We start from the raw sequence: 17,677 nt of genomic DNA, 5'->3' as shown, positions 1-17,677 counted from the left end.
CGGGCCGCGAGGTAGCGCTCTAGACTTCAGGTCAACGTTTCGCAAAGCCATGTACGGCGCGGGGGAGCTCCCGTACACGACGATGGGGTAGCCAGTGCTTCTGAAAACGTTCGGCTGGTCGTTCGCGGTCACCGCGCTCGGCCTGATCGCGGCGGTGTTATACGGGGGGTGGGCGGGCTTAGGGATCGTGGCGATCCTGTCCGTCCTCGAAATCTCGGTGTCCTTCGACAACGCCGTGGTCAACGCCGGGATCCTGAAGAAGATGAGTGCCTTCTGGCAGAAGGTCTTCCTCACCGTCGGTGTCCTGATCGCGGTCTTCGGCATGCGACTGGTCTTCCCCGTCGTGATCGTCGCCGTCAGTGCCAGGATCGGTCCGATCGAAGCGGTGCAGCTCGCGCTGGACGAGCAGGACACGTACCAGCAGCTGGTGACCGACGCCCACCCGTCGATCGCCGCCTTCGGCGGCATGTTCCTGCTGATGATCTTCCTTGACTTCGTCTTCGAGGACCGCGAGTTCAAGTGGCTCGCGTGGCTGGAGCGTCCGCTCGCCAAGCTCGGCAAGATCGAGATGCTCTCCGTCTGTATCGCGCTCGTCGTGCTGCTCGTCGCCGCGACGACCTTCGCCACCCACGCTCACCAGTACGGCGGCATCCACGTGGACAAGGCGGAGACCGTCCTGATCGCCGGCATCGCGGGCCTGATCACCTACCTGGTCGTCGGCGGTCTCTCCGGGTACTTCGAGAACAAGCTCGAGGAAGAGGAGGAGCGCGAGCACGAGGCGGAGGAAGCGGCCAGGACGAGCGGCACGAAGGTCCCGGCGGTCGTGGTGGCCGGCAAGGCCGCGTTCTTCCTGTTCCTCTACCTGGAGGTCCTGGACGCGTCCTTCTCCTTCGACGGCGTCATCGCCGCCTTCGCGATCACCAACGACATCGTCCTGATGTCGCTCGGCCTCGGCATCGGCGCGATGTACGTCCGGTCGCTGACGGTCTACCTGGTCCGCCAGGGCACCCTCGACGACTACGTCTACCTGGAGCACGGCGCGCACTACGCGATCGGCGCCCTCGCCGTGATCCTGCTCGTCACCATCCAGTACGAGATCCACGAGGTCATCACGGGCCTCGTCGGCGTCGTCCTGATCGGCTGGTCCTTCATTTCCTCGGTCCGGCGCAACCGCAGGCTGGCGGCGGCCGAGGTGAAGGGCGCGGGGTCCGACGAGAAGGCCGCGATCCCCTCCAGCGTCTGAGCCGGCCTGCCGACGGCATCGCGCCCGGCCCCGGAGGCCCTGTTCCGTGGTGCGGGGGATGATGGAGTGGCCGGGGAGGTAGGCCAAGTCTGATCCCGCGGCCCGGCGGAGGAGGTGCACGTGCCATGACGGAGCACGACGGCGGCCCGTCGGCGCAGAAACTGGAGGAGGGCCGGCTGCTCAAGGAGCTGGAGGCCATCCACCGCACGCGCCACGAGACCCTGTTGCACGGGTCCGACGACGCCCTGGTCACCCACACGAAGCGGATGAACGAGCTGGAGCACGAGTACGTGCGCCGCCACCCGCAGCGGGCCCAGACCGCGAGCCGCACCCGCTCAGGAGCCCGCGCCCGCGGCACCGGCGACTAGGGGTTCCGGCGATGACGGCGGGCGGGGTCAGGCCTTGCTCCCGTAGCGGCGCTGGAAGCGCTCGACGCGGCCGGCGGTGTCCAGGACGCGGGCGGTGCCGGTGTAGAAGGGGTGGCTCCGCGGGGAGATCTCGACGTCGATGACGGGGTAGGTCCGGCCGTCCTCCCACTCGACCCTCCTGTCGCTCGTGGCGGTCGACCGGCTGAGGAAGGCGAAGTCGGCGGTCTTGGTTGGAGCCTCCTTTGCCTCGAATGAGACATTCTTGTATCGTTCGAGGCGAAGGGGGTTCAGCCGTGATGAACGAAGAAGAACTGCTGGACGGCGCCGCCCGCGTCCTCGCCGGCGATCACAGCGCCTCGATGGTGCAGATCGCCGCCGGCATCGGCACCAGCCGCGCCACGCTGAGCCGCCGTTACGCGACCCGTGAGGCCCTGCTCAAGGCCGTCGCCGTCCGGGCGATCGAGGTCGTCGACGGGTGCCTGGCCCCGCTCGACCTGACGCAGAGCGCCGACGCGGCCGCCTTCGACACCGCCATCGAGGAACTGGTCATCGCCCTGATGCCCGCCGCGCACCTCTACGGCTTCACCTCGCGCGACGCCACCGTCCTCGCGGACCCGGAGTTCCGGGCCGGCGTGGACCGGCAGGACCAGCAGGCCGTGGCTTTCATCGCCCTCGGCCAGCGGCTCGGCCGGCTGCGCGCGGACCTGCCGCCGTACTGGATCTGGTACTCGCTCTGGGGCCTGCTCGACGCGGCCGCCGAGGGTGTGCGCGACGGCCACTTCGCCCCGCGCCAGATCGGCCACCTGGTGCTGACCTCCTTCCTCAGCGGGACGCGGCCGCTCGGGCAGCCCCCCGCCGGCGCTCCCGCGCCCTAAAGCTCCTCTCCACCCGTGCGCACCATGCGCACCTCTGAACGGAACCTCATGCACACCCCCGCGCAGGCTTCCCATAGGTGGATCGTCCTGGCGATCCTCTCCGGCAGCCTCCTGCTCATCTCGATGGACACCACGATCCTCAACGTGGCCTTCCCCTCGCTCGTCGGCGACCTCCAGCCGGGCGCCGTACAGCAGCTGTGGATCATCGACGTCTACGCGCTCGCCCTGTCCGGACTACTGGTCACCGCCGGTGCGCTCGGTGACCGTTGGGGGCGCAAGCGGCTGCTCATGGCGGGCTTCGGCATCTTCTCGCTCGCCTCGCTCATCGCCGTGCTCTCCACCGAGGCCTGGCACGTCATAGCGGCCCGCGCCCTGCTCGGCATCGGCGGCGCGGCCATCATGCCCGCCACCGTGTCGATCCTGCGCACCGTCTTCACCGACGCCAAGGAGCGCGCCTTCGCGCTCGCCGTCTGGGCGGCCGTCTTCGGCGGCGGCATGGCCTTCGGGCCGGTCGTCGGCGGACTCCTGGTCCAGGACTACGGCTGGCACTCCGCCTTCCTCCTCAACCTCCCCATCGCCGCCGTCATCGTCGCGGCCGGCCTGCGCTACCTGCCCGAATCGCGTTCCCCGCGCAGCAGCGGCACGTGGGACTGGTGGGGCGTCGGCCAGTCCGTCGTCGGCATGCTCGCCCTCGCGGGCGGAATCAAGCAGCTCGGCAAGAGCGGAATGACCGACCCGCTGCCCTGGGCCCTGCTCCTGATCGCCGCCGCCCTGCTGACCGTCTTCGTACGCCGCCAGCTGCGCCTGGACGACCCGCTGCTGCAGGTACGGCTGTTCGCCAAGCCCGCCTTCAGCGTCGCGGCCACCGCGATCTTCCTGCCCATGGTCGGCATGGGCGCGATCCTGTTCCTCGTCACCCAGTGGTTCCAGTACGGCGAGGGCTACACCCCGCTGGAGGCCGGGGTGCGCCTGCTGCCGGCCCCGCTCGCGCTGATCGCCGCCTCGATGGCGGCCCCCACGCTGATGCACCGCTTCGCCATCCGCCACGTGCTCGGCGCCGGGCTGGTCGTCCTGGCCGCCGGCATGGCGCTGCCCTGGACCTTCCAGCAGTTCACCGACCTCGGCTACCCGGCCTTCGCCGCTGCCCTGACCGTGATGGGCCTGGGCGCCGGGCTCGCCACCACCGTGGCCTCGGTGACCCTGGTCTCCGCCGCGCCCGCCGCCGAGGTCTCCAGCGCCGCCGCCATCGAGGAGACCTGCTACGAACTCGGCTCGGCCATGGGCGTCGCCGTCCTCGGCTCCACCGCGGCGGCGCTCTACCGGGGCAACCTGCCCGCCCTGGAACTGGACGGCCCGAGCGCCGCCGCCGTACAGGGCTCCGTCGGCGAGGCCGCGCACACCGCCGAACGCATCGGCGGCGCCGTCGGCCAGGCCCTGCTCGACACCGCCTCGCACGCCTACACCCTGGCGATCACTCCGGCCTTCCTGCTGGCCGCCGTACTCGCGGTCGCCGCGGCTGCCACGACCTGGACGCTCATTCCGCGGGACCTGCAGCCCACCGAGAACCACTGACCCGGGCGGGCCGCAGCGCGGGCGCGGCGGGCGCCGGGCCCAGCGTGGTGGTGCCGGGCGCCGCCCGGTGCCCCAGACCCGTGCGGTACGCGTCCATGGCCGCCTCGACCCGGCCCGTACGCCGCAGCAGATCCCCCAGCAGCCGGCACAGGTCCGCGAGATCACCCGACGCCCCGCTGCGCTCCAGCAGCGCCAGGGCCTGCACGTAGTGCTCCTCGGCCGACTCCGGCTCGCCGCGCTCCTCGGCCATCAGGCCGAGGAGCCGGTGTGCGCCGCCCGCGTGCACGGCGCCGTGGCTGTCACCCAGCTCCAGCAGTGCCGAGAGCAGCCCGGCGGCCTCCTCGTACCGCCCGAGCTGGCGCAGTACGTCGGCCAGCTCCACCTCCACCTGCGCCGTGTAGAGCCCGGCACGACGGGCCGACAGCATGTCCCGGGCGATGCGCAGCTCCCGCTCGGCCGAGGTCAGTTCGCCGTTCTGCGCCTGTACGTAGCCGCGCATCCAGTGGCAGTGCGCCAGATCGGTCCGCAGCCGCAGCTGCCCGTAGATCTCCTGGGCCTTCGCCAGTGAGGCGTCGGCGTCGGCCACCCGCCCCCCGGCCAGGAAGGTCCGGGCCACCTGCCGGTGCATGCCCGCCACCAGTGCCGGATCGCTGACCTGCGGAGCCAGCGCGAGCGCGAGCTCGGCGGCCCGGGCGGCGCGGGCATGGGCCCCCATGTCGAGGTACGGCCCGATGATCGCGGCATTGAGCAGCACCAGCGCCTCGGGATCGGCCAGCCCGCTCGCGTCCAGCTCGTCGATGGTGGATTCGAGCAGGTAGCAGGCGTAGCGCAGCTCGCCGGCGAGCAGGTGTGCGACCGCCCGGCCGCGGATCGGCCGGGCGCGGCGAGGCAGCGGCAAGTCCGCGAGGAGGCGTTCCGCCGCCTCGAAGTGGCCGATCGCCTCCGGCAGTTCACCGGACTCCAGCGCGCAGTCACCGAGACCGAGCCGGGCCTCCGCCTGCTCGGGGGTCAGCCCGAGCTCCTCGGCCTCGGCGAGCAGCCGCCGGTAGCGCGCGGCGGCCTCGTCGGCCGCCCCCGTGGCGAGCGTCTGCTGGGCGTCGGTGAGGGCGAGCCGCAGCTCGGTGGCCAGGTGGGCGGGGCGGCCGGTGGTGAGCTCCTCGTACGAGGTGCCCAGGCGGGCGGCGAGGAAGCGAAGTGCGGTCTCGGAGGGCCGGACCTTGCCCGACTCCAGTGTGGAGATGTAGGCCGAGGTGTAGGAAGGCTCTGCCAACTGCCGCTGGGTCAGGCCGAGTTCACCACGCATGCGCTGCACCCTGCGGCCGATCCGGGCCGGTTCGTCCATGAAGTCCCCCTGGTCACTCGAACTCCCCAGTATTCAGCGGGAGCAGGCATTGCGCACGTCCCCCGCGCCACCTAGTTTAAGCAACCGATTCACCGTGCTTAACAAATCACTTAACTTCCGTTACCGGGGGAGTACTTCATGGATCCAGTCAGAGGTTCGGGCCGGCGTCCGGGCAGGCGCCCGGCCGTACGACCGGCGTTGCGCGCGGCCGTCGCGACGCTCTGCGCGACCGCCGCGCTGGTGGCCGCAGGACCCGCCGGCGCGGCAGGCGCGGCCGCCGCCCCGGCGGGGCACCGGATCGAGGTCGAGATACCCGGTCCGGAGCACGGTGGTGACGCCGGATCGGGCCACGCCCGCGTACCGGCCGCCGGCAGCCCCGCCAAGGCCTCGGGCCGGCTGTCCCCGGCCGAGCGGTCCGCCGACGGCCAGGTCACCAAGATGATCGACAACGGCTCCACCGCCGACCGCCTCGACGTCGTGGTCATCGGAGACGGGTACACCGCCGCCGAACTGGCCCGGTTCCACACCGACGCCGCGCAGAAATGGGCCGAGGTGACCGCCGTCGAGCCCTACACCACGTACCGGAACCTCTTCAACGTCTGGACGGTCGACGCCGTCTCGCACGACTCCGGCGTCTCCGGTGACCCCGACCCGGCCACCGTCCGCGACACCGCCCTCGGCTCCTACTTCTGGTGCGAGAACATCGAGCGGCTGCTCTGCGTCGACCAGCCCAAGGTGGACACGTACGTGGCGAAGGCGCCCGCCGCCGACCTCGTCATCGTCCTGGCCAACAGCGCCAAGTACGGCGGAGCGGGCTACAACGAGCCCAGCGCCACCCTCGGATACGAGGGGATATCGACGGCCTCCGCGGGCCACCCGAAGTCCGGCCAGGTCGCCATCCACGAGACCGGCCACTCCCTCGGCAAGCTCGCCGACGAGTACTTCTACCCGGGTGTCCCGGAGTACGAGAAGTACACCGGCCCCGAGCCCGGCGAATCCAACAGCTCGGCCCTGCCGGCCGACCGCATGGCCGCGCAGCGGGCCAAGTGGTACCGCTGGCTCGGCGAGGAATCACCCGACGGGGGCACGGTCGGCGCGTACGAGGGCGGCAACTACTTCGTGACCGGGCTGTACCGGCCCACCGACAACTCCCTCATGCGGGTCCTGGGCAAGCCCTTCAACCTGCCCGGCGTCGAATCGATGATCGCCGGGTTCTACCAGCACGCGCGGATCGTCACCCCGCTCACCCCGACCGACCGCACCCTGCGGCTGCGCCACAAGGCGAAGGCCTCCGTACCGAAGCTGGCCGGCGCGGACGGCCGGCAGCTCGTGGTCCGCTGGTACCTCGACGGCCGGGAGCTGAAGCGCTTCGAGGGCCGCACCGAGGTGTCGGTGGCCCAGCTGTGGCTCCTCGACCTCCGCACGCACCGCCTGACGGTCACGGCAGAGGACCGCACCCCGTCGGTACGCGACCCGAAGGTGGTGCGCACCCTGCGCTCCTCGGCCGACTGGAACGTCCGGCTCTGATCCCCCTGCGACGACGGCAGGAACCGCGGCTCAGCTCGGCCCGGACGACCGCACTCCGCGGGGGACCCGGCGAAATACACCTCGCCGGGGCCCTGCCGCCGTTAAGGTGATGCGGCTGAACACGGGGGCATGAACGGCTGGTGACTGTCCGTCAGGGGACGGTCCGGCATGCGAGGGGGAGTCGTGGCGGCCGTCTTTGTCGACCGGACCGAGCACATCGAAGCGTCCGACGCGTTCCTGCGGGCGGTGGCCGGCGGCGCGGGTGGTGTGCTCGTCGTCCGGGGCGAGCAGGGCATGGGCAAGTCCTCGCTGCTCCGGGAGGTGACACGGAACGGTCGGGCACCGCAGGGCGACCCCGAATGCCACTTCGTCCAGGCTCGCTGCATCGATCGGATCGGCACGAACAACGCCTACGGGCCGGTGATCGACATCCTGGCCGCGCTCCGGCCGCCGCCCCGCCGGTCCCTGCTCCGCCGCCTCGGCCGGTCCACCCGGCAGGCTGCGCCCGAACTCGTCTCTCTGGTGCCGGCGTTGGGGCCCCTGCTGAAGGCCGCCGCGCAGATCGTGCAAACCACGATCGACTCTCCCTCCGCCCAGCCGGACAGCATGGCGCCGCTGATGCAAGGCGTCGCCCGCACGGTGGCCGCGGCGCTGGAAGAGGCGGCGACCGCGTGCGGCCCGACCGTCATCGTCCTGGACGACATCCAGTGGCTGGATCCCAGCAGCCTGCTGGTCCTCGAGCACCTCGTGGAACGGCTCCACCGGGAGGAGCTCGCTCTCGGCCTGCTCCTCGGCCACCGCACCGATCCGGGAGCGGACTCCGGGGTCGTCTGCGACGTGCTCGCCCAGTGGGAGCTCCACGGGTGGTGCAGCACGCGCACGCTCACGGGTCTGCCCCAGGAAGCGGTCGCCGACCTCGTGCGGCAGCACCACGCGGGCCCGGTGGCCCCCTCGCTTCCAGCCCGGCTGAGTGAACTGACCAAGGGACATCCGGTGTTCGTCACCCAGTGCCTGGGCATGCTCAGCGCGGACGGCGACATCCGGGGCCCCCTTCCGGATGCGGTGGGGCCCCTGATCCGCCGCCGCCTGGACGGGCTCGACCCGGAGATCCTGGAGCTGCTCGTCACCGGGGCGACGCAGGGGGAGACCTTCGACTCCGCCGTCGTGGCCGGCGCGAGCGGGCAGCCCCCCGGCGTGGTGGCAGGGCGGCTGCACCGACTGAGCCGTCGGCAGGGCCTGATCCGGGCGGTGCCACCGCATCCCTGGGCCCAGGACCCGTCAGCCGACCACTACCGCTTCGAGAACGCCCTGCTGCACATGGCCGTGCTTGACGAGCAAAGTGCCGGGCAGGCTCGGGAAACACACGCAAGGATCGCCGCTGCACTGTCCGGAGAGGGGACCGATCGCGATGACCTGCCCATACCCGTACAGCTGGAAATCGCCCGCCACCACCACCTCGCCCAGCGGTGGGACGACGCCGCACGGGCACAATTCACGCTCGCCCGGAAGCTGGCGGTGAGCGGTATGTCGTTCTCCGAAGCGGAGGCCCTGAGCCGCCAGGCCGTCGAGAGCATCCGCCGGCTGCCCCCGACAGCGGTCGACCGTGACCTTCGGCTCGCCCGCGCCATCGAGCTGCTGCTCTCCCTCACCGAAGCCCGCTGGCAGTGTCGGCCCGGCACGGCGCAGGCGCGGGATCTGGAGGGGCAGGCACGTGAGGCGGAGGAAGCGGCCCGCCGTAGCGGCGATGCGGTGCTGACGGCCCGGACGGTCCTGCTCCACGGCCGGGTCCTCCTCCACACCCGGGGCCTGTGGCCCTCCCTCGACAAGCTCCGGGAGGCCGTGGAGCTCGCCCAGGAGTGCGCCGACCCGGCCGTCCTGTTCGCCGCCCTGTCCTCGTACGGCGGCCAGCTCACCAAGCAGGATCTGGCCGCCGGCCTGCACGTGCAGCTCCAGGCAGAGAGGCTGTTCGAGGACAATCCCGCCCTACGCGAAGGCGACGACCCCGTACGGCAGGTCCGCAACCAGAGCCGCGAGCTGCAGCTCGGGGTCAACCTCTTCGACGCGGGCTACCTCGACCAGGCCCGGAACCGGTTGACCCGGTGCGTCGAACAGCTGCGCAGCGACCCGCTGAACGCCAACCTGCCGAACGCCCTCAACTATCTGGCCCAGCTGTACGTCGCCATGGGCCTGGAGGGCGAAGCTGTCACGGCCCTGTGCGAGGCACGCGACTTCGACGAGGCGCAGGGCGGCCCGAGCGGCTGGCACGCCTACAACACCGCACTTCTCGCCCTGCTCCTCAGCCGGGACTCCCGTGACCCCGAGGAGAGGTCGCGCAGCCGGGTACTGGCTGAGGAGGCCTGGCGCGAAACGGAACAGACCTGGCTGGTCGACCTGGTCCCCATCGTCCGCAACCTGTACGCGGAGGTCGTGGTGGCCTTGGCGGACGGCGACGCGGCCGAGCTGGACCTGGCGGGGCGGCTCACCGACGAGACGCTCCGTGAGACGTCCCTGACCGGGATGGTCCGCAGCGAGGTGGCCGCCCTCTCTCTGCGCAGCCGCATTCACCTGCGGCAAGGGGACACCGCAGCGGCGTCCCGGCTCGCCCGGCAGGCGATCACGGTCCTGGAGGAGGTCGGCGACCTGCCTGCGCTGCGCACCGAGGAGGTACTCCACCACGCGGCGGTCGTCCTGAGGGCGACGGACGGCGCCGCCGAGGCGGATGAGTTGGCCCGGCAGGCCCGAGAGGTGGTGGCCCGCAAGGCGGACCTGATCCACAGCCCGACGGACCGGGACCGGTTCCTGCGGGACGTACCGCTCAATCGGGAGATCCTTGACGGGGGACAGACGGGCCTGCAGGCGGACCTCCCGACCGGCTGACCCGCTGCAGCGCGGCACCGCCCCCGTCGCAGGGCGCGCAGGAGTTCAGAGCGGCAGCTGTTCGACCACGCTCGTGCCGCTGCCCTTCTGGGACTCCCAGGTCCACGTCTCCTCCAGGCGCAGGCGGCCGTCGGGGAGCTGTGTCAGGAGTGAGGTGCAATGCCCGGACGCGGTCGTGCCGTCGAGGCGGAGCTGGACGTAGCGGAAGTCGATGGTGCGGCCGGCCCGGGTGCCGACGAGGTAGCCCATGGCCACGTCGCCGCCCCGGTATTCGGCCCAGACCCGGTCGTCCTGCTCGTGGTACTCGAACCGGGTCTGCCGGCCGACCTGGCCGGGGGACTGGTCGGCCACGGGGGCGAAGACGAGGCCGTCGAGCGAGCGTGGCACTGGTGACTCCTGGAGGAAGGCGATCCGGGGTACGAGCTTGGAACTGCACGGGGTCGTCCCGGCCGGCCTCAGGTCGGCTTGCGCCACACGGAGATGTGCTTCGCGGAGTCCTGGGTGAACGGCGCCCCGTCCCAGTCCGCGACGCGGCGTTCCCTCTCGAGCCCGGCGATCCGTGCCATCAGGTCCAGCTCGGCCGGCCAGGCGTAGCGGTGCCGGGAGTGGTCGCGGCGGTAGCGGCCGTCGTCGCCGTCGCGGGTGAAGTGGTGCGAGACGAGAACCTGCTCGACGAGGTCGAAGGTGTCGAAGCCCAGATGCTGCTCGGAGACGTCGAACGGCACCGCGACCTGTCCGGGCGGCAGGAACCGCAGCGGCGGCACGCCCAGCTCGATGACGAACCGGCCGCCGGGCTCCAGATGACGTGCGGCGTTGCGGAAGCACTCGACCTGCTCGTCCTGCGTGAGCAGGTTCGTGATGGTGTTGTAGACGAGATAGACCAGGGCGAATTTCCCGGGAACGACCGTGGTGGCCATGTCCCCGATGACCACCGGGAGCGTGTCCTCGTCGATCTTGCGCCGCAGCACCGCTGCCATGTGCTCGGACAGTTCGATGCCCACGACCGGCACGCCGCGTTGGCGGAGCGGGACGCCCACTCGTCCGGTCCCGATGGCGAACTCCAGTGCCCGGCCGTTTCCGGCGAGCTCGGCGAGGAAGGCGAGAGCCGGTCCGAGAGCGGCGGCCGAGGACGTTTCGGTCTCCTCGGCGTCGTAGCGTTCGGCGGTCGCACGGGTCCACAGCTCACTGCTCGTCACGGGCGGCCACTCTGCCGGGTACCGAGGGGTGCTGTCGACGCATTTACCTTCCGCCGGCTCCGATCGGACACCGCCACCGGCCGGTGGCCGCGGCGACGGGGATCGCGGCGGACACCGGCCGGTGGGTGCGTGGGGGAGGCGTACGGGCTACATGGGGTCCATGCCCCGGTCGTCCATACGGCCCTCCTGCTCGCTCTGCTCCTGGAGGCGGCGGGCCTTCTCCTTCAGCCGGCGGCGCTCTTCCGGGTCGGTGGACCGCTCGGCCGCGTCGTTCAGCTCCTTGGCCTTGGCGCGCATCTGCTGGGACCGGCCGCGGGACTCACCTGAAACGCTCATGATCGCTCCTTGGATCTGTGGGGGAGAGCGGGCGGATTCAGCGAACCAGTCCTGCCGTGCCCTCGCATCTCGAGGCGTCACCGAGTGTGAGTCGCCCCCCAGGCCTGCGACGGACGCGGGCGGTCAGTCCGTGTCCGACCCGAGGGCGGTCGTGAGGGTGAACAGGGCCCCGTCCGGGTCGCGGAGCGTCACCCACCGCTCCACGGCGTTCGAGGTGACGTCCGAAACGGCCCGCCCGCCCAGCGAGACGGCCGCCTCCACCGCCGGACGGAGCTTCGGCACCCGGAAGTGGACGTGCCAGCGCGGCCGGGTGTGCGGGGAGTAGGAGGCGATCTCCACTGGGCCGCTGTTCAGGCGGGCGACGGGTTCGCCGTCCTGCCGCAGCACGACCTGATCCTCCTCGTACGAGACCTCGCAGCAGCCGGCCCGGCCGGTCGCCCACTCCAGCACCGCGCCGTAGAACATCGCCGCGTCCAGCGCGTTCCTGGTGCGCAGTTCCAGCCAGGCGGGTGACGGGCCCCTGCCCACCCGCCAGTCCGCCTCCACGTTGCCCTCCCAGATCCCGAAGACGGCGCCGTCCGGGTCGGCGACGAGCGCGGCGCGTCCGGCGGAGCCGAAGGAGACCGGGCCGACCGCGATCGTGCCCGTCCGCTCCCGGATCCGGTCCACCGCCACATCGGCGTCGTCCACGGCGAAGTAGGGGGTCCAGGCCGCGGCGACCCCCAGGTCCGCGGCCAGCGCGCCGATGCCCGCGACCGGCACCCGGCCCTGGAACGCCACCGAGAACGCCTCGCCGAGCCGGGCCGGGCGGAACCTCCAGCCCACGACCGCGCCGTAGAAATGCTGGGCCGTACCGAGGTCGCGCGTCATCAGGCTCACCCAGCACGGGGCCCCGAAGACCTCCTTCGTCGAAATCTCCACCGTTCGCTCCGTCCCTGATGAGCCACCGCTACCCCTCCCATTCTGGTGCTTTTCATGACGATCTTCGCGCTCCACGGCCGCGAACGCGCACAGAAAGTGTCCAATAATCACGCTCCGTGGCGATCCCCTCCGGTGGCGCGCGGCGATAGCCTCGGTCCCGGACGCGCCCGCAGCCCCGGAAGGCAGGTCTCCCATGGCCGGATCCCAGATTCCCGTGATCGATCTCGGGCCGTGGCGGTCCGGCGGACCCGAGGCGCGCGCCCGCACGGCCGCCCGCGTCGACGAGGCCCTGCGCGCGGCTGGCTTCCTTCTGGTGACCGGGCACGGCGTGGACCCCTCGCTGCCCGCGCGGATCCGGGAGGCGGCGGGTGAGTTCTTCCGGCTGCCCGTGAGCGCGAAGGAGCCGTACGCCGTCACCGTCGGCGGCCGGGGCTGGCTCGGCCCCGGCGCGGAGGCCAACAGCTACGCCGAGGGCGCGGCCTCGCCGCCGGACCTCAAGGAGTCGTGGTCCTTCGCGGCCGAGGACCCCACCGGGATCTCCTCCGTGGACGCCGAATGGTTCGTGCCCAATGTCTGGCCCGCCGAAGTGCCGCAGCTGAGGCCGCTGGTGACGGAATACCTGCGCCTGATGCGGGCGCTCTCCGACGAACTGCTGGAACTCCTCGCCGTCGCGCTGGGCCTGGCCGAGGACTACTTCACCCGCCACACGTCACACCCCACCTGGGGGTTCAACCTCAACTGGTACCCGGGCACCGAGGTCGTGGGCCCGCCCCTGCCCGGCCAGTTCCGCATCGGGGCGCACACCGACTTCGGCACGGTCACGGTCCTCGACCGGCAGCTGGGCGCGGGCGGGCTCCAGATCCACACCGACGCCGACGGCTGGCAGGACGCGCCCTTCGACCCCGCGGCGCTCACCGTCAACATCGGCGACCTGATGGCCCGCTGGACGGGCGACCGCTGGCGCGCGGGCCGCCACCGCGTACTGCCTCCGCCCGCCGACACACCCGCCGAGGAGCTGATCTCCCTCGTCTACTTCTACGAATGCGATCCGCACACCCGGGTGGAGTCCCTGCCCGCCCCCGTCGGACGGGTGGTGCACGATCCCGTCGACTCCCACACGTACCTGCGGGGCAAACTCGACGCCATCAGCGTGGCTACGACTCAGGACTGACCCGGTGCCTCCGCCTCCCTCCGGGGGCTGACGGCCGGTCCACCTCACAGGCTGACGCTCCACCAGAACCGCGCGCATAGCGTGACGTTCATGAAGAACCGCAGAACCGCCGCAGCCCTGACCCTGGCCGCGATCCTCCTGCCCCTCCCGCTCGCCACCGCCGGCACCTCGGCCGCCGCGGACACCTCCGTCAGTGCCGGCCCGGTGGGGACCGACGACCGCCGCACCACGACCACGGTGGAACTCCCGCGCCCCACCGGCCGTTTCGCGGTCGGCCGGGAGGACCTGCACCTGGTGGACCGCAGCCGCACCGACCCCTGGGCCGCCTCCGGTCCGCGCGAGCTGATGGTCACCATGCGCTACCCGGCGCGCCACGACACCGGCCGGACCACCCGCTACCTCACCTCCGAGGAGGCCCGCCTGCTGCTCGTCGACCGCGGGCTGGACCAGGTGATCCCGGTCGAGACCCTGACCGGCACCCGGACCCACGGCCGGACGGGCGCCCGCCCGGTCGCCGGGCGCTACCCGCTGATCGTGCTCTCCCCGGGCTTCACCGTCCACCGGTCCACGCTCACCGCGCTCGCCGAGGACCTGGCCTCCCGCGGCTACGTCGTCGCCGCGGTGGACCACGCGTACGAGAGCGTGGGGACCGCCTTCCCCGGCGGGCGCGTGCTGACGTGCCTGGCCTGCGAGAAGGTCCAGGACGAGGCCGGCTACCGGACCGTGGGTGAAACCCGGGCCCGTGACGTGTCCTTCCTCCTGGACCGTCTCACCGGACGCAACCCCGCCTGGCGCCACGCCGGACTCATCGACAAGGGCCGCATCGCGATGGCCGGCCACTCCATCGGCGGCTCCTCGACCGCCGCCGCGATGGCGGCCGACGGCAGGATCCGGGCCGGGATCAACATGGACGGCGGCTTCTCCACCCCGGTCCCCGCGGCCGGCCTCGGCGGGCGCCCCTTCATGCTGCTCGGCGCCCAGGAGCGTGGCCCCGGCGGCAATGCCAGCTGGGACCGCGACTGGCCGCTGCTCGACGGCTGGAAGCGCTGGATCACCTTCGCCGGCTCCGGCCACTTCACCTTCACCGACTTCCCGGCGATCGGCCAGCAGCTGGGCCTGCCCGACGAGGAGGCCCCGCTGCCCGGCGCCCGCTCCGTCGAACTGACCCGCCGCTACGCCGCCGCCTTCTTCGACCAGCACCTGGGAGGCCGCCCGCAGCCCGTGCTCGACGGCCCGTCCCCCGATGCGCCGGAGGTCCGCTTCCACACCCCCTGACCCGGTGGGCGAGGGGGCCGGTCAGACCACCGTCACCGGGTGGCGCACCACCGCGTCGAAGAGGTAGCCCTCCGGAACCACCAGGCGGACCGGCCCGCCGTGGTCGGGCGGCAGCGGCTGCCCGTTCATCTCGTAGGCCAGCAGGACGTCGTCCAGCGCCTTGGAGACCGGCAGCGGGCGCCGCACCCGGCCCAGGTTCACCCCGTGCGCCACCACCTGGTCGTCCAGGGCGTCACACCAGCAAGGGACCGCCGCAGCGTTCGGCGCCGTCCTTCATCGCGATCAGATTGGCCACCACGTAAGAGATCTGGTTCCGGGAGTGCCACTCGGTCGGGAAGTAGGTGACCAGACGTGAGTTCTGGAATCGGGCCTGGATCTCCGGTACGAAGGCACGGTACTGATCGTCGGTGTAGTACCAGAACGAGTTCTCGTTGTAGTAGGCGACATGTGTCGGGTCCTGGTAGGCGCCCCGGCCGTCGGAGCTGGGAGTGAGGGTGAGGAGCATGCCGCCCGGTGCCAGCAGCCGGTACAACTCATTGATCAGTGGAACCTTCGCGGGTACGTGCTCCAGGAAGTCCACCGCCCTGAGCAGACCGACCGAGTCGTCCGGGAGGTCCAGGGGTGCGGGCAGCGTCGCAATGATGTCGACGCCGTCCCGTGCGTACTGGTCCACTCCCAGGTAGCCGGGCTGCTTGCGGTGCGCGGCGCCGAGGTCCAGCGCGAGCAGCCCGCGCCGCTTGGTCCAGGCGAGCGCGTTGGGCTCGATGTACTTGTCGTACAGGGCGACGGTCTCGCGCTGAATGTGCGCGTTGATCTCGGTGTCGCGCTGGGTGTTTTCGGGATGCATGCGTTGCATGTACAGGCATCGCGGGATGCGGTGGAAGTCACCGGCTTGGAAGAGACGGCACATCAAGTCCTGGTCGTCCAGCACCGTGCGCGTGGCGTCGTACCCGCCGACCTGCTCGTACGCCTCCCTGCGGAACGCCCGCACATGGTTGGGGGCGTACCAGATGTACGAGACGTTGTGCGGCGTCGGTGCCATGGCGACGGCTTGCAGGAGGCGGCGACCGTCGACGTCCACCTCCTCGTACTGCCAGCCGTTCGCCTCGTTGAACCGTGTGTCGTCCCGGCTTCCGTCCTCGGTGATCTGAGCGGTGTGGCTGTAGACGAAGACGACGTCGGGATGCTCGTCGAAGGCCTTCGCCAGTTCCGCCAGGCAGTCCTTCGCCAGCAGGTCGTCGTGGTCGAGCTCGACAAGGATCTCGCCGCGTGCCACTTCGCAGGCACGGCGTTTGGCGGCTCCAACCCCCCGGATGTCGTCCGCGATCTCCAACCGGACACGGTCGTCAGGGCGTTCCGGCCGCCACCGCGCGCCGTTGTTCAGGAGGACGATCCACTCCCAGTCGGAGCAGGTCTGCGCTTGCAGGGTCGCGAGGCATTCGTCCAGGAAACGCGGTCGGTGGCTGGGGGTGAAGACGGAGAACCTCGGGGTCGGGGAAGAAGTCATTCCGTGGTACCTACCTGAGTGTCTGTCAGTGCTGCGCTCGCGGAATCCCGGAACTCCTCCGGGACGAACTGTAGAAGCGATGGGTCGGCGCGGACGGCGAGGCCGAAGGTGTCCTTGGCCTCGTCTTCCAGGCCCTTCTTCGCCAGGGCCTGTCCAAGGTGCAGATGGGCCGTGGCGGCCTTCGGGTCGGCCCCCACGATGTGCCGCAGGATCGCGATGGCCTGGTCGGGGTGGTTCGACTCGATCAGGAGCGCCTTGTTGTAGAGGGCCGATTCGAAATTCGGGTCGATCTTGAGGGCGTGGTCGTAGGCCGTGCGTGCGTCGGCTGTCCTGTTGCCGTGCTGGGCGATGACGCCGAGGTTGTACCAGGCGAGTTTGGCGGCGGGGTTCACGTTCAGGTCCAGGACCTGTCGGAAGCTCTGCGTCGCCCCGGAGAAATCCTTGTTCTCACCCTGCTTGATGCCCACTCGGAGCAGTGCCTCCGCCCGCGCGGCACGCTTGGCCACGGGAGATTCGGGCCCGGACGCAGTCGCAGGGCTGGCCTTGGGGTCTCCTGCGAGCAGCTGAACCCAACCGGTCGCAGCATTGGAGACCACGACTGCCGCGGCGAGTCCGGTCCACAGTACGATCCGCATTTTCACAGGGGGTCTACCTCACCGATCCGGTAACGCGACTGGAGCGGGCGGCATGAGCAAGCACCGTCGACTGCGCGGACGATGCTCGCGGGGGGCGTCGCCCAGTGCGGCCGTGCGCGCCGGCCGGCCGGGCAGGAGCCTTCACGGCTCCGGGGCTCACGGCGCGCATACCGCGTAGACGGTGATGGTGCGTACGTCGTCCGCGGTGGCCTGCCAGCCGGTAGCCGGAGAACCCCCGGTAGGACGGCTGATGATCATCTTGAGGCCGCCTGCCCCGTTGGTCAGGAAGCCGCCGCCGACGGCGAATTTACCGGCGGGGCACAGGACAACGGCGTTGCCCGTGACGCTGGTAGCCGTGACGACCGAGCTCTGCGCCCCGGAGCTCGTGCCCTGGAACCCTTGGAAGCCCTGGTTGCCCTGAGTGCCCTGCGCACCGGGGCCGCCCTGACTTCCCTGGGCACCGGCACCGCCCTGGAATCCCTGCGTGCCCTGCGGACCGACGTTGCCTTGGCTGCCTTGCGTGCCGGTGCTGCCCTGGGCGCCCTGCGCGCCCGCAGCTCCTTGGCCGCCCTGTGCTCCGGTGCCGCCCTGGAAGCCCTGGAAGCCTTGGAAGCCCTGGGTGCCCTGGGATCCGGCTCCGCCCTGGGAGCCCTGATTGCCCTGGGTGCCTTGCGTGCCGACGCTGCCCTGGGTGCCTTGCGTGCCGGTGCTGCCCTGGGCGCCCTGCGCGCCCGCAACTCCTTGGCCGCCCTGTGCTCCGGTGCCGCCCTGGAAGCCCTGGAAGCCTTGGAAGCCCTGGGTGCCCTGGGATCCGGCTCCGCCCTGGGAGCCC

Annotated in this window: 15 protein-coding genes and 3 pseudogenes; 8 read left to right on the top strand and 10 right to left on the bottom strand. The window is 71.3% G+C overall.

Annotated elements, in window-relative coordinates; all coding sequences use genetic code 11:
* The first annotated feature begins 94 nt into the window (after positions 1-94).
* Together ACZ573_RS08515 and ACZ573_RS08510 are read left to right on the top strand one after the other, a co-directional pair.
* On the top strand, positions 95-1,243 hold the full coding sequence (locus ACZ573_RS08515) for a DUF475 domain-containing protein (protein ID WP_471300901.1): 1,149 nt from the start codon (positions 95-97) through the stop codon (positions 1,241-1,243).
* Positions 1,244-1,368: 125 nt separating this feature from the next.
* A complete protein-coding gene (locus tag ACZ573_RS08510; protein WP_373040314.1) occupies positions 1,369-1,611 on the top strand; it encodes a DUF6158 family protein in 243 nt (80 codons plus the stop codon).
* A gap of 27 nt (positions 1,612-1,638) precedes the next feature.
* Here the strand turns inward: ACZ573_RS08510 and ACZ573_RS08505 are convergent.
* Positions 1,639-1,839 (bottom strand): annotated as a pseudogene (locus ACZ573_RS08505) (type B 50S ribosomal protein L31); the annotation flags it as partial.
* Between the two features lie 68 nt (positions 1,840-1,907).
* Between ACZ573_RS08505 and ACZ573_RS08500 the strand changes: the two are divergent.
* Positions 1,908-2,486, top strand: a complete 579-nt coding sequence (locus tag ACZ573_RS08500) for a TetR/AcrR family transcriptional regulator (RefSeq protein ID WP_390797780.1) — start codon at positions 1,908-1,910, stop codon at positions 2,484-2,486.
* Between the two features lie 24 nt (positions 2,487-2,510).
* Entirely contained in the window at positions 2,511-4,058 is a 1,548-nt protein-coding gene (locus ACZ573_RS08495; protein ID WP_471300899.1) for an MFS transporter, read from the top strand.
* Here ACZ573_RS08495 and ACZ573_RS08490 read toward each other — a convergent pair.
* The gene (locus tag ACZ573_RS08490; protein ID WP_471300895.1) at positions 4,021-5,400 is read right to left on the bottom strand and encodes a tetratricopeptide repeat protein; all 1,380 of its coding nucleotides are present in this window, start codon (positions 5,398-5,400) and stop codon (positions 4,021-4,023) included. The genes ACZ573_RS08495 and ACZ573_RS08490 overlap by 38 nt on opposite strands.
* 138 nt (positions 5,401-5,538) lie before the next feature.
* Here ACZ573_RS08490 and ACZ573_RS08485 point away from each other — a divergent pair, with 138 nt between their 5' ends.
* Together ACZ573_RS08485 and ACZ573_RS08480 are read left to right on the top strand one after the other, a co-directional pair.
* Positions 5,539-6,927, top strand: a complete 1,389-nt coding sequence (locus tag ACZ573_RS08485) for a M64 family metallopeptidase (protein ID WP_471300892.1) — start codon at positions 5,539-5,541, stop codon at positions 6,925-6,927.
* 183 nt (positions 6,928-7,110) lie between these two features.
* Positions 7,111-9,804, top strand: coding sequence for an ATP-binding protein (locus ACZ573_RS08480; RefSeq protein WP_471300889.1), 2,694 nt, complete (start codon positions 7,111-7,113; stop codon positions 9,802-9,804).
* 45 nt (positions 9,805-9,849) lie between these two features.
* Here the strand turns inward: ACZ573_RS08480 and ACZ573_RS08475 are convergent, their stop codons facing one another.
* The 4 genes from ACZ573_RS08475 to ACZ573_RS08460 form a co-directional block, all read right to left on the bottom strand.
* On the bottom strand, positions 9,850-10,191 hold the full coding sequence (locus ACZ573_RS08475; RefSeq protein WP_471300887.1) for an avidin-fold protein: 342 nt from the start codon (positions 10,189-10,191) through the stop codon (positions 9,850-9,852).
* A 68-nt stretch (positions 10,192-10,259) separates the two neighbouring features.
* A complete protein-coding gene (locus tag ACZ573_RS08470) occupies positions 10,260-11,000 on the bottom strand; it encodes a class I SAM-dependent DNA methyltransferase (RefSeq protein WP_471300884.1) in 741 nt (246 codons plus the stop codon).
* A 147-nt stretch (positions 11,001-11,147) separates the two neighbouring features.
* Entirely contained in the window at positions 11,148-11,336 is a 189-nt protein-coding gene (locus tag ACZ573_RS08465) for a DUF6381 family protein (protein ID WP_030718106.1), read from the bottom strand.
* 123 nt (positions 11,337-11,459) lie between these two features.
* Positions 11,460-12,206: a VOC family protein gene (locus ACZ573_RS08460; RefSeq protein ID WP_471301759.1), complete on the bottom strand. Its 747-nt coding sequence runs from the start codon at positions 12,204-12,206 to the stop codon at positions 11,460-11,462.
* A gap of 244 nt (positions 12,207-12,450) precedes the next feature.
* Here ACZ573_RS08460 and ACZ573_RS08455 point away from each other — a divergent pair, with 244 nt between their 5' ends.
* Together ACZ573_RS08455 and ACZ573_RS08450 are read left to right on the top strand one after the other, a co-directional pair.
* Complete coding sequence (locus ACZ573_RS08455; protein ID WP_471300881.1) at positions 12,451-13,428, top strand: isopenicillin N synthase family dioxygenase; 978 nt, start codon at positions 12,451-12,453, stop codon at positions 13,426-13,428.
* Positions 13,429-13,518: 90 nt separating this feature from the next.
* Entirely contained in the window at positions 13,519-14,703 is a 1,185-nt protein-coding gene (locus ACZ573_RS08450; protein WP_471300879.1) for an alpha/beta hydrolase family protein, read from the top strand.
* A 72-nt stretch (positions 14,704-14,775) separates the two neighbouring features.
* Here ACZ573_RS08450 and ACZ573_RS08445 read toward each other — a convergent pair.
* From ACZ573_RS08445 to ACZ573_RS08430, 4 genes and pseudogenes are all read right to left on the bottom strand, one after another.
* Positions 14,776-14,931, bottom strand: a pseudogene (locus ACZ573_RS08445) (molybdopterin-dependent oxidoreductase); the annotation flags it as partial.
* Between the two features lie 4 nt (positions 14,932-14,935).
* Positions 14,936-16,210, bottom strand: coding sequence for a glycosyltransferase (locus tag ACZ573_RS08440; protein WP_471300876.1), 1,275 nt, complete (start codon positions 16,208-16,210; stop codon positions 14,936-14,938).
* Entirely contained in the window at positions 16,207-16,716 is a 510-nt protein-coding gene (locus ACZ573_RS08435) for a tetratricopeptide repeat protein (RefSeq protein WP_471300873.1), read from the bottom strand. Before ACZ573_RS08435 ends, ACZ573_RS08440 begins: the two co-directional genes overlap by 4 nt.
* A 285-nt stretch (positions 16,717-17,001) precedes the next feature.
* Positions 17,002-17,677 (bottom strand): annotated as a pseudogene (locus ACZ573_RS08430) (collagen-like protein); the annotation flags it as partial.

Source organism: Streptomyces sp. NPDC040545 (assembly GCF_055595065.1).
The sequence above is the reverse complement of the archived record's forward strand: the minus strand, read 5'-3'. Positions and strand labels throughout refer to the sequence as shown.